The sequence below is a fragment of the Hydrogenophaga defluvii genome (assembly GCF_042665235.1).
GTDB classification, from domain to species: Bacteria; Pseudomonadota; Gammaproteobacteria; order Burkholderiales; family Burkholderiaceae_C; genus Hydrogenophaga; species Hydrogenophaga defluvii_A.
Window position 1 is genome coordinate 44,253 of record NZ_JBHTBZ010000016.1, and the last position, 15,625, is coordinate 59,877.

Here is a 15,625-nt window from a genome sequence, read left to right on the forward strand (position 1 = left end):
GGTTCCGGCCGTTTGTATTTTTTGAACTTCACCCATGACGCCAGCCTTGTACAGCCGACGCCGTGAACTGGGCCTGCTGCTCACGTTGGCGGGCATCCAGTTCACCCACATCGTCGATTTCATGATCATGATGCCATTGGGGCCGCAGCTGACGCGGCTTTTTGGCATCAGCGACGCACAGTTCGGGCTGCTGGTGTCGTCTTACACCTTCGCTGCCGGTGTGTCTGGCCTGCTGGCGGCGGGCTACATCGACCGTTTTGACCGCAAGCGCCTGTTGTTGGTGTTGTACGGCGGCTTTGCACTGGCCACCCTGGCCTGTGGGCTGGCGCCCACGTTTGGCAGCCTGATGGTGGCACGCATTGCCGCAGGCGCCTTTGGTGGCGTGCTCACCGCGCTGGCGCACACCATCGTGGCCGACGTGGTTCCTTTCGAGCGGCGGGGCCGCGCTGCGGCGGTGGTGATGTCCGCGTTTTCGCTGGCCACGGTGGCCGGCGTGCCGGGCGGGCTGTGGCTGGCCGCGTGGGCCGGCTGGCACATGCCATTCATTGCCATCGCTTTGTTGTGTGCGGTTTTGGCGCTGGCGGCGGCGTGGAGCCTGCCGGCGCTGCGCCACCACCTGTCGGGCGGTGCCAGCCCCAGCGGCGTCTGGCGTGGCATGGGCGAGGTGTTGGCCGATGCCAACCACCGCCGGGCCTTCCTGTTTTCGGGTTTGTTGATGGCCACCGGCTTCACCACCATCCCCTACATCACCTTGTTCACCACCAGCAACGCTGGGCTGCAAGACCACCAGATCCCGTTGCTCTACCTGTTTGGCGGCATCGGGTCGTTGTTGACCGCGCGCTGGGTCGGGCGGTGGACCGACCGCCACGGCAAAGTGCGGGTGTTCGGGTGGCTGGCGCTGGCGGTGCTGGTGCCACTGCTGGGCATCGCCCTGGGACCGGCCGTCTGGGCCTGGGCCACCGACCAGCCGCTGGCGGCCCCCGTGCCGTTGCTGGCCCTGGTGGCGGTGGTGGTGTTGTCCACCGCGCAGTTTGTGGTCATGAGCGGACGCATGATTCCAGGCATGGCCATCCTGGCGTCGGCGGCCGATCCCGCACGGCGGGGCACCTTCATGGCTTTCAACGGCGCGGTGCAATCGGCTGCCATGGGGTTGGCGGCCTTGGTGGGTGGTTTCATCATCTCGCGCGACGACAACGGACTCCTGCGCCACTACTGGGTGGCGTCTTTGCTGGGGTGCGTTGCCAGTTTGGCCAGCATCTGGGTGGCCAAAGGGCTCAAGCTGCACACACAGCAGTCTGGCCCAAAGCCGGTGGCAGCGCAAGCAAAGGCCCCCTGACTTGCTCATGTTGCAGTGCGGGATTGCGCTGCAGCATCCGAGGGGGCATAGTGGTTGCACAGGATTTGTGTGGTCGCTGCCCTCAACCGGTGGCGGCCGTGTCAACCCAGAGCTAAGGAGGCTCTTTATGAACTTGACGATCAGCGGACATCACCTGGAAGTTACCCCGGCACTGCGCACCTACGTCACCAGCAAGCTCGATCGCATTTCAAGGCACTTCGACCAGGTGGTCGATATCAAAGTGCTGCTGACGGTGGACAAACTCAAGGAAAAGGATTTGCGCCAGCGCGCCGAATGCAACATCCATGTGAAAGGCCGTGATCTGTTTGCCGAAAGCTCTCACGCTGACCTGTACGCTGCCGTGGACGAACTGGCCGACAAGCTGGACCGCCAGGTGCTGCGTTACAAGGACAAGACCCAGGAGCACCACCACGAAGCCGCCAAACGGCTGATGTGATACCTGGGTAATGCTGCACTGCAACAAGCCGCTTGCCTTGTCAAGCGGCTTTTTTGTGGCCCACGTCTAGCCTAATCCCCCCAACTGGGCATAATTCGCGGTCCGAGAGGCCCCCGATGAACCGACTTTCCGCCATATTGCCCGCCGAACAGGTGCTGGTCCACGTCGATGCCACAAGCAAAAAACGTGCCTTTGAAGAGGCTGGCTTGCTGTTTGAAACCCAGCATGGTCTCAACCGTGCGCTGATCACCGACAGCCTGTTTGCCCGTGAGCGGCTGGGCTCGACCGGCCTGGGCCATGGCGTGGCCATCCCGCACGGCCGCATCAAAGGGCTCAAACAGCCCCTGGCGGCGGTGTTCCAGCTGCTCAACCCCATCGGGTTTGATGCGCCGGACGAGCTGCCCGTCACCTTGATGATCTTTTTGCTGGTGCCGGAAGCGGCCACCCAAAAACACCTCGAAATCCTGTCGGAAATTGCCGAGTTGTTGAGCGACAGCAGCCTGCGCGAGCAGATGAAGACCTCGGATCAGGCGGCGGCACTCCACGCCTTGATCGCCAACTGGCAATCGGCGCACGCGACCGCCTAAGCGGTCCACGTCCTTTTTTGCCCGCGCTGCCCGCATGAAGGCTGCCGTTGTCAGTGCCGATGTGCTGTTTGAGCAGCACCGCGAGTCGCTGCACTGGCAGTGGATTGCGGGGCAAATCGCTTCCGAACGACGATTCGACGAAGTCGCCGTCACCATGGCACGTTCGGGTGCCGATCTGGTGGGCTACCTCAACTACATCCATCCGTACCGGTTGCAGGTGCTGGGCGAACGCGAGGTGAGCTACCTCACCAACGCCACGCCGGAAGACTGCCGTCGCCGGGTGTCGCGCATTGTCACGCTGGAGCCGCCTGTGCTGGTAGTGGCCGACGGCCAGACCGCGCCCGATGCGCTGGTGTCGATGTGCGAACGGGCCCAGATTCCCCTGTTTGCCACCCATGAGTCGGCCGGATTTGTCATCGATGTGTTGCGCGCCTACCTGTCGCGGCACTTTGCCGAGCGGGTGTCCATGCACGGGGTGTTCATGGACATCCTGGGTGTGGGTGTGATGATCACCGGCGAGTCGGGCTTGGGCAAAAGCGAGTTGGGCCTGGAGCTGATCTCGCGTGGACACGGCCTGATCGCTGACGACGCGGTGGACCTGTACCGCACCAACCAGACCACCATTGAGGGCCGGTGCCCGGAGTTGCTGCAAAACCTGTTGGAGGTGCGTGGCATCGGCCTGCTGGACATCAAGGCCATCTTTGGCGAAACGTCCGTGCGCCGCAAGATGCGTCTCAAGCTCATCGTCCACCTGGTGCGGGCCGAGACCCTGGAGCGCGACTACGAGCGCCTGCCCCACGAGCCCATGTACCAGGATGTGCTGGGTGTGCCCGTGCGCAAATCGGTCATCCAGGTGGTGGCCGGGCGCAACATCGCTGTGCTGGTGGAAGCGGCGGTGCGCAACATGGTGCTGCAATTGCGCGGGATCGACACCTACCAGCAGTTTGTGCAGCGCCACCGCGACGCGATGAATCGCTAACCCCCACGCTCCCCACTTCGTGTGGTTCGCTGCCCCCCGAGGGGGCGCGGCCTTGCTTGGGGCGGCCCTGCGCTGCGGCCAAGCACCTCGCTGGCGCGCGCCAGCACCCGTTCTTTTTAGCGCTTCGACGCGCGGTGCGGGCAGTCGGTCTTGCTGCAGTTGGCGTAGAGGGACAACGCGTGTTCCTGCAGCACAAAGCCGCGCTGTTCGGCCACCGCATGCTGGCGGCGCTCGATTTCCGGGTCGAAAAACTCTTCTACCCGGCCACAGTCCAGGCACACCAGGTGGTCGTGGTGCTGGCCTTCATTGAGTTCGTAGACCGCTTTGCCCGACTCGAAATTGCTGCGCGTGAGCAAACCCGCTTGCTCGAACTGCATCAGCACCCGGTAGACGGTGGCCAGGCCAATGTCGGAGCGGTCGTCCAGCAGGACGCGGAACACGTCCTCGGCCGTCATGTGGCGTTGCTTGCTGGCCTGGAACACCTCCAGGATCTTCAGCCGGGGCAGGGTGGCCTTGAGACCGGTGCTTTTGAGTTCGTCGATGTTGGTCATGGCGTGGCGGGTCACCGGGCGAGGCAAACACCCTCTGTGGCTACAATGACCAATGATATCGCGCGCCCTTTGGCGCATGCCGTTTCCCCACCGTGTGTACGCCCATGTTGCCCATCCAACGTTCTGCTGTGGCGCGCCGCGCCAGCGCTGCTCTCACCCTCGTCCTGGTGCTGGGCCTGTCCGCCTGCGGCACCCTCCGTGATGCGGCCACCGGCATGTCCACGCTGGGTGGGCTGATCAAGCCCTACAAAATCGACGTGGTGCAGGGCAACGTCATCACCAAGGAGCAGGTGAGCGCGCTCAAGACGGGGATGACACGCGTGCAGACGAGGGACGTGCTGGGCACGCCGCTGTTGCAAAGCGTTTTCCACGCCAACCGCTGGGATTACGTGTTCACTTACCGCCGTGGCGGCAGCAGCGAAGCGGAGCAGACGCGCAAGTTGACGGTGTTTTTTGAGGGCAACAACCTCGTGCGCGTCGAGGCCGACGACATGCCCACCGAGTCAGAGTTCGTCGCTTCACTGGTGGTGCGTCCGGTCACGGGCAAGGAGCGCGCGATGGAGGCCAGCGAAGCCAGCCTCAAGGCGTTTGACGAGAGCAACCGCAAAGGCGCACCGCAGGCCACCCCCGAGCCTGCCAGCGCCCCGGCCGCAGCGCCCGCCAACAGCTACCCGCCGCTGGAGTCGGCCACCGGAGCCGCACGATGAACCACCACATCTGTATCGCCGGCGCCAGCGGTCGCATGGGCCGCATGTTGATCGAGGCCGTGCGCGCCAGCGACGACTGCAGCGTCACCGGCGCACTGGATTTGCCCACCAGCCCCGCTGTCGGCCAGGACGCCGCCGCTTACCTGGGCCAGACCACCGGCGCCTTGATCACCGGCGATGTGGCACAAGGTTTGGCCGGCAGCCAGTTCCTGATCGACTTCACCCGCCCCGAGGGCACGCTCAACCACCTGCGCGAATGCGCGCGGCTGGGCGTCAAGGTCGTCATCGGCACCACCGGCTTCACGGATGCGCAAAAGGCCGAGATCGCCGAATACGCCAAACAAACCGCCATCGTCATGGCGCCCAACATGAGTGTGGGCGTCAACGTCACCTTCAAGTTGCTGGAGATGGCGGCCAAGGCCCTGGCCACCGGCTACGACATCGAGGTCATCGAAGCCCACCACCGCCACAAGGTGGACGCACCCAGCGGCACCGCGCTGATGATGGGCGAGGTGATTGCCGGTGCCCTGGGGCGCGACCTCAAGGACTGTGCTGTGTACGCCCGCGAAGGCGTGACCGGTGAGCGTGACCCGTCCTCCATCGGTTTTGCCACCATACGTGGTGGCGACATCGTGGGCGATCACACCGTGCTGTTCGCCGGCACCGGTGAGCGCATCGAGATCACCCACAAGTCCAGCAGCCGAGCCACCTACGCGCAAGGCAGCCTGCGCGCGGTGCGTTTCCTGGCCGACAAAAAGACCGGCCTGTTCAACATGTTCGACGTGTTGGGCCTGAACTGACGCCTCCGCGCCGCCCATGAGCGCCCTGCAGTTGCTGGCCCAGGCCGACGCCATCGGGCGTGCCGTGGCCTTGCTGCTGCTGCTCATGTCGGTGGGCAGCTGGGTGGTGTTGCTGTGGAAGTTCTGGCTGCTGCGCCGCGCGGCGGCCGACCTCACGCTTGGCGTGTCGGTGTTCTGGCAATCGCCGACATTGGGCGATGCCTTGCCCCGCCTGCAGCAACTGGACCGCGAAGCGGTGCTGGCCCCCCTGGTGTTGGCAGCCCACCAGGTGGACACGGCCCGCCACGCGGTGGATGCCCCCACCACCCTCGCCGCCTCGGCCGATGTGTCGCACCAACTCACCCGCGTGCTGCGCCAGGCCCTGCACGCGGTGCTCAACCGCCTTCGCACCGGCCAGGTGCTGCTGGCCAGCGTGGGGGCCACCGCACCCTTCGTCGGTCTGCTGGGCACGGTCTGGGGCATCTTCAACGCACTGACTGGCATCGCCGACCAGGGCCAGGTGTCCATCGCCCAGGTGTCGGGTCCGGTGGGGGAGGCCTTGGTCATGACCGCTGCGGGCCTGTTTGTGGCGATACCGGCCGTGTTGGCCTACAACGTGCTCGGCCGGCGCATCGCGCGCATCGAGGCCGACTTGGAAGGCTTTGCGCGGGATTTGCGCGATCTTGTCGCCGAGGCTGCGAAATGAGCTTTGGACAGCTTGAACGCGACGGTTTCGACACCGCCGGCTCTACGCCCATGAGCGACATCAACGTCACGCCCCTGGTGGACGTGATGCTGGTGCTGCTGGTCATCTTCATGGTCACCGCGCCGCTGATGGTCAGCGGCCTCAAGATCGACCTGCCCCAGGCCCAGGCCACGGCGCCGGTCAAGACCGCAGGTTCGGTGTCCGTGGTGCTGGACCGCGAACTGCGCCTGTTCGTGGACGAACGCCTGGTGCCGGCCGATGCACTGGAGCGCCAACTCACCGAGATCGCCCGCACCGATCCCGACACCGAGGTGCTGCTGCGTGTGGACGCCACCGTGCCTTATGGTCGCGTGGCCGCGCTCATTGGCCAGGTGCAGTCGGCTGGTCTGTCACGCATCGGCTTCGTGGCCGAACCTGGCCCGACGCAGGCCACCGCCCGCTGAGCGCCTAAAATCCCAGCACGGCGGCCCCAGGCGGGCCGCGCCCCTTTTTTGGCCCCGCCCCCATGCAAGACAAATACACCCCGCAAGACGTGGAGCGCGCAGCCCACGCCCACTGGACGGCCACCGATGCCTACCGCGTGACCGAGGACGAGAACAAGAAGAAGTTCTACGCCTGCTCCATGCTGCCCTACCCCAGCGGCAAGCTGCACATGGGCCACGTGCGCAACTACACCATCAACGACATGCTCACGCGCCACCTGCGCATGAAGGGCCACAACGTCTTGATGCCCATGGGTTGGGACGCCTTCGGCCTGCCGGCCGAAAACGCGGCGCTCAAAAACAAGGTGCCACCGGCCAAGTGGACCTACGAAAACATCGCCTACATGAAGCAGCAGATGCAGGCGATGGGACTGGCCATCGACTGGTCGCGCGAGGTGGCCACCTGCTCGCCCGAGTACTACAAGTGGAACCAATGGCTGTTCCTCAAGATGCTGGAAAAAGGCATCGCCTACCGCAAGACCCAGGTCGTCAACTGGGACCCGGTGGACCAGACCGTGCTGGCCAACGAGCAGGTCATTGACGGGCGCGGCTGGCGCACCGGTGCGCTGGTGGAAAAGCGCGAGATCCCCGGCTACTACCTCAAGATCACCGACTACGCACAAGAGCTGCTGGACCACGTCCAGATGGGCAACGAGAAGGCCACGCTGACCGGCTGGCCCGACAAGGTGCGGCTGATGCAGGAGAACTGGATCGGCAAGAGCGAAGGTGTGCGTTTCGCCTTCACCCACGACATCCGCGATGCCGCGGGCGCACTGATCGGTGATGGCCGCATGTACGTGTTCACCACACGCGCCGACACCATCATGGGCGTGACCTTCTGCGCCGTGGCGCCCGAACACCCACTGGCCGCGCACGCCGCCGCCGGCAACCCCGCGTTGGCCGCCTTCATCGAGGAATGCAAGACCGGTGGCACCACCGAGGCCGAACTGGCCACGCAGGAAAAGAAGGGCATGCCCACGGGCCTGCAGGTCACGCACCCGCTGACCGGCGCGAAGGTCGACGTGTGGGTGGGCAACTACGTGCTCATGAGCTACGGCGACGGCGCCGTGATGGGCGTGCCCGCGCACGACGAACGCGACTTCGCGTTTGCACTCAAGTACCAGTTGCCCATCAAGCAAGTGGTGGCGGTGGAAGGCGAGACCTACAGCACCACCCAGTGGGCCGACTGGTACGGCGACAAACAACGCGGCGTGTGTGTCAACAGCGGCGTGCTCGACGGCCTGGCCTACAAGGCCGCCGTGGACAAGGTGGCCGAGTTGCTGGGCCCGCTGGGCGAGAAGAAAACCACCTGGCGCCTGCGCGACTGGGGCGTGAGCCGCCAGCGCTACTGGGGCACACCCATCCCCATCATCCACTGCGACGAACACGGCGCGGTGCCGGTGCCCGAGAAAGACCTGCCGGTGGTGCTGCCCGAGGACTGCGTGCCCGATGGCAGCGGCAACCCGCTGCACAAACACGAAGGCTTCCACGCCGGTGTCACCTGCCCCATCTGCGGCAAGTCGGCCAAGCGCGAGACCGACACCATGGACACCTTCGTGGATTCGTCCTGGTACTTCATGCGCTATTGCGACCCGACCAACGCCGACAAGATGGTGGCCGAAGGCGCAGACTATTGGATGCCGATGGACCAGTACATCGGCGGCATCGAACACGCCATCCTGCACCTGCTGTACGCGCGTTTCTGGACCAAGGTCATGCGCGACCTGGATCTGGTCAAGGTCGACGAGCCCTTCACCAAGCTGCTCACGCAGGGCATGGTGCTCAACCACATCTACAGCCGCCGCACCGACAAGGGCGCCAAGGAATACTTCTGGCCACACGATGTGGAGCATGTGCTGGACGAAGGCGGCAAGATCGTTGGCGCGAAGCTGAAGAATGCGGTCGGCGATCTGCCGGTGGGCACGCCCATCGACTACGAGGGCGTGGGCACCATGTCCAAGTCCAAGAACAACGGCGTCGATCCGCAGGACCTGATCGAGAAATACGGCGCCGACACCGCGCGCCTGTACACCATGTTCACCGCGCCGCCCGAGGCCACGCTGGAGTGGAACGACTCGGCCGTGGAGGGCAGCTACCGCTTCCTGCGCCGCGTCTGGAACCTGGGGGTCAAGCTGGGCCAAGCCGACTGGACCGCCGCCGCGCAATCGGCCGCCGGTGCCAAGAGCCTGGCCGATGTGGCCTTCGGTAAGGCCGCCAAGGCCCTGCGCCTGGAGATCCACACCGTGCTCAAGCAGGTGGACTACGACTACCAGCGCATGCAGTACAACACTGTGGTCTCCGGCACCATGAAGATGCTCAACGCCCTGGAGGATTTCAAGCAGTTCGACGACGCGGGCGCACAGGTCGCGGTGATCGAAGGCTTCGGCATCTTGCTGCGCGTGTTGTACCCAGCCACGCCTCACATTGCCCACGCCCTGTGGACCGAGCTGGGTTACGCCGGCACCCTGGGCGAGCTGCTGGACGCACCTTGGCCGCAGGTGGATCCGGGTGCCTTGGCGCAGGACGAGATCGAACTCGTGCTGCAAGTCAACGGCAAACACCGCGGCTCCGTGTTGGTGCCGGCTGGCGCCGACAAGGCCACCATCGAGGCCACCGCCCTGGCCAGCGAAGCGTTTGCCAAGGCCGCCAACGGCGCTCCGCCGAAGAAGGTGGTGGTGGTGCCCGGTCGCCTTGTCAACGTGGTGGTGTGACCATGGGCACACGCCGCGCTGTGGTGTTGGCTGGTGGTGTGACGCTGCTGGGGGGCTGCGGCTTCAAGCTGCGTCAGCCGCCCAAGCTGGCCTTTGAAACCATCCGCTCGCCTGGCAACTTTGCCACGCCGGTGGCACGCGAGCTGATGCGGGCCCTGGAGCAGGCGGGGGTGCGCGTGTTGCCACCCGAGCCACCGCGCCAGCCCGGCCTGCCACCGCCCGCCAGCGAACCGGTGGACGTGGTGATGGACGTGTTGGCCGACCAGCGCGAGCGCGCCGTGGTGGGCATCACCGCCACGGGCCAGGTGCGCGAGCTGCAGCTGCGCACACGCTTCCGTTTTCGCCTGCGCAGCGCCCAGGGCGCCGATCTCATCGAGGACAGCGAGCTGCTGCAGACGCGCGACATCAGCTTCACCGAAACCGCCGTGCTGGGCAAAGAGGCGGAAGAAGCGCTGATGTACAAGGACATGCAGACCGACATCGTCCAGCAGGTGCTGCGCCGCCTGAGCGTCGTCAAGCGTTGAACGCCACGGGCCGGGGTCACTCTCCCGCCACCACCACCCGGTTGCGCCCACCTTCCTTGGCCTGGTACATGGCCGTGTCGGCGGCTTTGAAGAGGGCGTCGGCGTCGGCATGGAGCACCGACAGCGTGGCCACGCCCACACTGACCGTGACCCGCAGCGGCGTGTCCAGGCCCGGTGCCGGCACCGGCATGTCCTGCATGGCCTTGCGTATGCGTTCCCCGGCGTAGCGCGCCTGAACCACGTCGGTGTCGGGCAGCAACACCACAAACTCTTCACCGCCGTAGCGCGCCAGCGTGTCGGCCGGGCGCAGCATGGCTTGTACCGCCATGCAGATGGCGATGAGCACGCGGTCGCCCACGTCGTGGCCGTGGGCATCGTTCACGCGTTTGAAGTGGTCGATGTCAAACAACAGGCAGGACAGCGGGTGGCCATAGCGGTGCGCGCGGGCGATCTCCAGTGCCGCCTGGTCCATCAGGTAGCGGCGGTTGCGTGCCCCCGTCAGGGGGTCTGTCGTGGACAGCAACTCCAGTTCGTGAGTACGCTCCTGCACCCGGTCTTCCAGCTCCTGGTTTTGGGTTTCGAGCGCATGCTTGGCGGCGAGCAATTCGTCTTGTGTGCGCTTGATGTCGGTGATGTCGTGCTGTACGCCGATGAAATGCGTCAACGCGCCGCGTTCGGAGAACACCGGTGCCAGTGTGAGCTGGTTCCAGTACAGCTCACCGTTTTTGCGGTAGTTGCGCAGGTTCACCTGCACCGACTCCGCTCGTTGCAGTGCCTGGCGCACCGCATGCAGGCCGGGCTGGTCGCGGTCGTGGGCACTCAGGAAGCGGCAGTTGTGGCCCAGCACCTCGTCGGCGCGGTAGCCGGTGCTGCTGAGGAATTTCTGGTTGACGTAGACGACGGGAAAATCGTCCACCTGCGCATCGGCAATGGCGATGCTGTCGTCCGACGCCTCCACCGCGCGCTGGAACAGACGCAAGGCGTTTTCGCGTTGCCGGGCTTCGAGCACGAAAGCACCCAGGCCCAGCGCGGACAACACCACCGCCAGCAGGAATTCCTGCAACTGCAGGTCGCTGCGAGGCAGGTTGCCACTGGCGTAGGGGCCTGATTCCGCCGCGGTCAGCACGATGGCGATGGCGGCTGTCCAGAGGCTGGCCCAGGCACCGCCGACCGTGCCGTGGCGCAAGGCCAGCCAGGCCACGGCGGGCAGCACCAGCACCACGCTCAGGGCCGGGCTGCCCAGACCCGTGCAGCGCTCGCCAAACACCAGCAGGTTGAGCACGATCAGCAACAGGGTTTCGGGCCACCAGCGCCAGCTGCGCAGCAGGTGCAGGTGTTCGCTCTTCAACTGTGACCCCCAGAGGTCCAGCAGCAAGGGCGTGAGCACCATCAGGCCCAACGCATCGCCCAACCACCACACCAGCCAGTGGCCCCACAGCCCCAGGCCCTCCGGATGTTGTGGGTGCAGCAGTGCCCCCAGCAGTGCCGACAGCCCGCTGGCCAGCCCCGCGCCCAGCACCACAAACCAGCCCACGTGGACCACCCGCTGCACAGAGAACACCCGCCCGCACAACCGCGTGATGGCGTAGGCGCCGACCAGGACTTCCAAAATGTTGGCGGTGGCAAAACCCAGCGCTTGCATCGGGCTGTAGGTGCCCCAGTCCACCAGCAGTTCCACGGGCACCATCAGGGCGGCAAAAAACCCCCATTGCCGCCGGGGCGACAACAGCAGGGCGGCCAGCACCACCGCGTTCGGTAGCCACAGCATGGCCGGTCCGCCCGGTGAGAGCGTGAAGCGCACCGACAACCAGCCTGTGGCGGCGTACAACACGCCCACCAGCAGCAGGCGCGCCCACAGCGCGTCCAGCCCCCAGAAGTGTGGGCGTGGGTTGCTGGCAGGCGTGAAGCCGTGGGTGGGCGGCAGCAGCGAGTCCATGGCGTGGCGGGGGGGAGGGGCCTGGAGCCCAAGCTTTGACAATTCGACTATAACGGGGGCTGACACTTTTGCCGCTTCATTTACCGTACCGGGTATGCCCAATCCGCTCGAAGCCTCCGCGTCCGCCCCCCCTGTGCATGGCGTGCCGCAGCCCCACAGCCCTGAGGAGCTGTGGCGCCTGTTGCAAAACCCCCAGTCCACGGCCCATGGCGCCCAGCACCTGGGCGATGCGCTGGTGCAAAGTGGCGTCATCACGGTGCGCCAACTGGCCGAAGCGCTGCAAACCCAGGTGGAGGAGCGCAAGCTGGGCGTGTACCGCCAACTGGGCCGTCAATTGCTGGACAAGGGCGTGCTCAGCGAAGCGCAACTGCGCCAGGTGATCGCCGGCTGGCTGGGCAATCGCGTGGTGGATGCCCGCCACTACCGTTTTGACCCCGAGGCCCTGGCCATGGTGCCACGCGCTGTGGCCGAGGCCGAGTCGGTGCTGCCCCTGTTGCGGCACGAAGACCTGCTGGTGGTGCTGATGGCGGACCCGCTGGACAAGCGCCTGCACGATGAATTGCGCTTCATGACGCAGATGCGCATCGTGCCCGTGCTGGCGGCGCCCGGCACCCTGATGCCGGCGCTGGAGCGTGCCTACCAGGCCAGCGCGGGCAGCCCCACACCCATCGGGGGCACCCGCATGGCCGCCAAAGATCTGGCCGTCAACCTGATGGCGGGCAGCGATGTCGGTGTGAGCGAACCCGATGGCGACATCGTCAGCGAGTCCGACAACACGCTGGTGCGCATGATCAACTCGCTGATCGAGGAAGCCATTGCACAGAAGGCCTCCGATATCCACATTGAAACGCGGCCAGCGCCCAAGACGGTGCGCATCCGCCTGCGCCTGGACGGCGAACTCAAGCGCTACCTGGAGGTGGAGTCGCGTTTTCGTTACGCGCTGGTGGCCCGTATCAAGATCATGGCGGGCATGGACATCTCCGAGCACCGCAAGCCGCAGGATGGCAAGATCGACTTCGCCCGTTTTGGTGGCAGCAAGACCGAGCTGCGCGTGGTCACCGTGCCCACCGTCAACGGCCTCGAAGACGTGGTGCTGCGTTTGCTGGCGGGCTCCAAGCCCATCCCGGTGGACGCCATCGGCCTGAACCCGCGCGACCTCACCCAACTGCAGCGCCTGGCGCAAAAACCCTACGGTCTCATCCTCGTGTGTGGCCCCACCGGCAGCGGCAAAACCACCACGCTGCACTCGCTGATCGCCGACATCAACACCGAGGGGCGCAAGATCTGGACCGCCGAGGACCCGATCGAAATCACCCAGGAGGGCCTGCGTCAGGTGCAGATGAACCCACGCATCGGCTGGACCTTTGCGGCCGCCATGCGCACCTTTTTGCGCGCCGACCCCGACGTCATCATGATCGGCGAAATGCGCGACGAAGAGACCGCGCGCATCGCCATCGAAGCCTCGCTCACCGGCCACCTGGTGTTGTCCACCCTGCACACCAACTCGGCGCCCGAGAGCGTGGGCCGACTGCTCGAAATTGGCCTCGACCCGTTCAACTTTTCCGACTCGCTCCTGGGCATCCTCGCGCAACGCTTGGTGCGCCGCCTGTGCAAGGCCTGTGTGACCGCCCGACCCGCCACGCAGGACGAACTGGAGGCCCTGGCGACCCAGTACCTGGAGAGCGTTCAGCACGTGGATGCGCGCGACGTGGCAGCGCAGATCGCGCGCTGGACCGAACAATATGGGCAGGACGATGGCCACGGCGGGCGTTACCTGCGCAGCTTCGTGAAAGGCGGCGCGGGTTGCACCGTCTGCGAAGGGCGCGGCCACAAAGGCCGCCTGGGCATCTACGAGCTGATGCTCAACGACGAAGACATCCGCCACCACATCCGCCGCCGTTCCTCGGCCACCGAGATCCGCGACACCGCGCTCAAGGCCGGCATGAAAACACTGCGACAAGACGGCATCGACAAGGTCATTCAAGGCTTGACCGATCTGCCCGAAGTCATCGCCGCGACGAACTTATGACCACCCCGTTGCTTGCCCGCTGCGCGTGGCCGCATCCCCCTCAAGGGGCGACACCAGCCGTCCGGCAGAGCCGGCCCGGCGGTGTCTCCCGGTTTGACCGCCGCTTGCGCCGCGCTCGCGCAGTGGGCCACTGACATGCTGCTCCAGGCCCTCACCACCGCGCGCGACCTGGGTCGCCTGCAGGACATCCTGGGCGTGTTGATCCGCCATGGTTTTGGCGACACGGTGCGCCGCCTGGGTTTGGCCGACGCGCTGGAAAAAGCCGGTCACGCCCTGCGGTGGGAACACGCCGCCGACCTGGCCCGGCTGCCGCCCCCCGTGCAGGTGCGGCTGGCGCTGGAGGAGCTGGGGCCCACCTTCGTCAAGCTCGGCCAGATCCTGGCCGGTCGCGCCGACCTGTTCGGGCCCGAGTGGATCGCCGAATTCGAGAAGCTGCACAGCCAGGTGCCCGCGCTGCCGCTGGACAGCCTGCGCCTGCAGCTGCGAGACGACCTCGGCGGTGAGCCCGAGGCCGTGTTCGCGCGATTTGACGCCGAGCCGCTGGCCGCCGCATCGATTGCCCAGGTGCACCGCGCGCAACTGCACGATGGCACCGAGGTGGTGGTCAAGATACGCCGCCCTGGCATCACCGACACCATCGAGGCCGACCTGCGCCTGCTGGAGCGCCTGGCCGCATTGGCCGAGGCCGAGCTGCCCGCGCTCAAGCCCTACCGGCCGCAGTTGCTGGTGCGCGAGTTCGCCCGTTCGTTGCGGCGCGAGCTGGACCTGGCCAACGAATGCCGCAACGCCGAGCGCATTGCCATCAACCTGGCGGCGCTGGAGCACATCGCCATTCCGCGTGTGCACTGGGCCCACACCGGTGCCTGCGTGAACGTGCAGGATTTTCTCGATGGCGTGCCCGGCCACCAGCTGGACCGCCTGACGCCCGAGGCCGGATTTGACCGCCAGCTGCTCGCGCGACGCGGTGCCGGCGCCGTGCTCAAGATGATCGTGGAGGACGGTTTTTTCCACGCCGATCCGCACCCCGGCAACGTGTTCTACCTGCCGGGCAACCGCATTGCCTTCATCGACTTCGGCATGGCTGGCCGCCTGAGCGAGCGCCGCCGCGACGACTTGCTGCAATTGCTGCTGGGCCTGGTGGAGCACCGTGCCCAGGCCGTGGCCGACGTGCTGCTGGACTGGGCGGGCGACACCCACGGCATCGACACCGCCCAGTTGGAGAGCGAGATCGAGGCCTTTGTGGACCAGTACCACGGCGTGTCGCTGGCCAAGCTCAGCCTGGGCCAGATGCTGGCCGATGTCACCACCATCCTGCGCGAACACAAGCTGGGCTTGCCGTCCGATCTGGCCCTGCTCATCAAGTCCTTCATCACGCTCGAAGGCATGGGCCGTGGGTTGGACCCCGGCTTCCACATGGCCACCGAAGCCCTGCCCTTGCTCAAACGTGTGCTGCGTGCGCGCTACCAGCCCAAGGCGCTGGCCAAGCGGGGCTGGTCGCTGTTGCGCCGCAGCCTGGGGGCTTTGGAGCAGATGCCCGACGACCTGGGGCGTCTGCTGCGCAATGCGCGGCGCGGCCGATTGCAGGTGGGCATCGAGCTGGCCCACCTCAAGCGTGTGGGCGACCAGATCGACCGCGCGGCCAACCGCCTGAGCATGGCGCTGGTGGTGGCCGCGCTCATCATCGGCTCGTCCATCGTGCTCACGGTGCAGGGTGGCCCCACGCTGTTTGGCCTGCCGGCTTTTGGCCTGATGGGTTTTGCGGGTGCTGTGGTGTTCGGCATCTGGTTGCTGCGAGCCATGGCGCGCAGCGGGCGGGACGATGGCGACCGCGACGGTTAGGC

General features: G+C 66.0%; 14 protein-coding genes. 12 read left to right on the forward strand and 2 right to left on the reverse strand.

Annotated elements, in window-relative coordinates; genetic code table 11:
* Nucleotides 1-34 precede the first annotated feature (34 nt).
* From ACFQU0_RS07375 to hprK, 4 genes are all read left to right on the forward strand, one after another.
* On the forward strand, nucleotides 35-1,336 hold the full coding sequence (locus ACFQU0_RS07375; protein ID WP_382199530.1) for an MFS transporter: 1,302 nt from the start codon (nucleotides 35-37) through the stop codon (nucleotides 1,334-1,336).
* A 127-nt stretch (nucleotides 1,337-1,463) separates the two neighbouring features.
* Nucleotides 1,464-1,793: a ribosome hibernation-promoting factor, HPF/YfiA family gene (gene hpf / locus ACFQU0_RS07380; protein WP_382199531.1), complete on the forward strand. Its 330-nt coding sequence runs from the start codon at nucleotides 1,464-1,466 to the stop codon at nucleotides 1,791-1,793.
* Nucleotides 1,794-1,909: 116 nt separating this feature from the next.
* The gene (locus ACFQU0_RS07385) at nucleotides 1,910-2,380 is read left to right on the forward strand and encodes a PTS sugar transporter subunit IIA (protein WP_382199532.1); all 471 of its coding nucleotides are present in this window, start codon (nucleotides 1,910-1,912) and stop codon (nucleotides 2,378-2,380) included.
* Nucleotides 2,381-2,414: 34 nt separating this feature from the next.
* The gene (hprK, locus tag ACFQU0_RS07390) at nucleotides 2,415-3,359 is read left to right on the forward strand and encodes an HPr(Ser) kinase/phosphatase (RefSeq protein ID WP_382199533.1); all 945 of its coding nucleotides are present in this window, start codon (nucleotides 2,415-2,417) and stop codon (nucleotides 3,357-3,359) included.
* A gap of 116 nt (nucleotides 3,360-3,475) precedes the next feature.
* Here hprK and fur read toward each other — a convergent pair whose 3' ends face one another.
* Nucleotides 3,476-3,910, reverse strand: coding sequence for a ferric iron uptake transcriptional regulator (gene fur / locus ACFQU0_RS07395; protein ID WP_382199534.1), 435 nt, complete (start codon nucleotides 3,908-3,910; stop codon nucleotides 3,476-3,478).
* 104 nt (nucleotides 3,911-4,014) lie between these two features.
* On the opposite strand from fur, the gene ACFQU0_RS07400 reads away from it, so the two are divergent.
* From ACFQU0_RS07400 to ACFQU0_RS07425, 6 genes are all read left to right on the forward strand, one after another.
* Nucleotides 4,015-4,617 carry an outer membrane protein assembly factor BamE gene (locus ACFQU0_RS07400; protein WP_382199535.1) on the forward strand — a complete coding sequence of 201 codons (603 nt, stop codon included), beginning with the start codon at nucleotides 4,015-4,017 and terminating at the stop codon, nucleotides 4,615-4,617.
* 35 nt (nucleotides 4,618-4,652) lie between these two features.
* The gene (gene dapB / locus ACFQU0_RS07405) at nucleotides 4,653-5,417 is read left to right on the forward strand and encodes a 4-hydroxy-tetrahydrodipicolinate reductase (RefSeq protein WP_382199659.1); all 765 of its coding nucleotides are present in this window, start codon (nucleotides 4,653-4,655) and stop codon (nucleotides 5,415-5,417) included.
* A 16-nt stretch (nucleotides 5,418-5,433) separates the two neighbouring features.
* The gene (locus ACFQU0_RS07410) at nucleotides 5,434-6,102 is read left to right on the forward strand and encodes a MotA/TolQ/ExbB proton channel family protein (RefSeq protein WP_382199536.1); all 669 of its coding nucleotides are present in this window, start codon (nucleotides 5,434-5,436) and stop codon (nucleotides 6,100-6,102) included.
* Nucleotides 6,099-6,545: an ExbD/TolR family protein gene (locus tag ACFQU0_RS07415; RefSeq protein WP_382199537.1), complete on the forward strand. Its 447-nt coding sequence runs from the start codon at nucleotides 6,099-6,101 to the stop codon at nucleotides 6,543-6,545. The genes ACFQU0_RS07410 and ACFQU0_RS07415 overlap by 4 nt, the downstream gene beginning before the upstream one ends.
* 62 nt (nucleotides 6,546-6,607) lie before the next feature.
* The gene (gene leuS, locus ACFQU0_RS07420; protein WP_382199538.1) at nucleotides 6,608-9,295 is read left to right on the forward strand and encodes a leucine--tRNA ligase; all 2,688 of its coding nucleotides are present in this window, start codon (nucleotides 6,608-6,610) and stop codon (nucleotides 9,293-9,295) included.
* 2 nt (nucleotides 9,296-9,297) lie between these two features.
* Complete coding sequence (locus tag ACFQU0_RS07425; RefSeq protein WP_382199539.1) at nucleotides 9,298-9,819, forward strand: LPS-assembly lipoprotein LptE; 522 nt, start codon at nucleotides 9,298-9,300, stop codon at nucleotides 9,817-9,819.
* Nucleotides 9,820-9,835: 16 nt separating this feature from the next.
* On the opposite strand, the gene ACFQU0_RS07430 is transcribed toward ACFQU0_RS07425, so the two are convergent.
* Complete coding sequence (locus ACFQU0_RS07430; RefSeq protein WP_382199540.1) at nucleotides 9,836-11,755, reverse strand: sensor domain-containing diguanylate cyclase; 1,920 nt, start codon at nucleotides 11,753-11,755, stop codon at nucleotides 9,836-9,838.
* Between the two features lie 142 nt (nucleotides 11,756-11,897).
* On the opposite strand from ACFQU0_RS07430, the gene ACFQU0_RS07435 reads away from it, so the two are divergent.
* Nucleotides 11,898-13,784 carry a GspE/PulE family protein gene (locus tag ACFQU0_RS07435; RefSeq protein ID WP_382199541.1) on the forward strand — a complete coding sequence of 629 codons (1,887 nt, stop codon included), beginning with the start codon at nucleotides 11,898-11,900 and terminating at the stop codon, nucleotides 13,782-13,784.
* A 135-nt stretch (nucleotides 13,785-13,919) separates the two neighbouring features.
* On the forward strand, nucleotides 13,920-15,623 hold the full coding sequence (locus ACFQU0_RS07440) for an ABC1 kinase family protein (RefSeq protein ID WP_382199542.1): 1,704 nt from the start codon (nucleotides 13,920-13,922) through the stop codon (nucleotides 15,621-15,623).
* Nucleotides 15,624-15,625 lie beyond the last annotated feature (2 nt).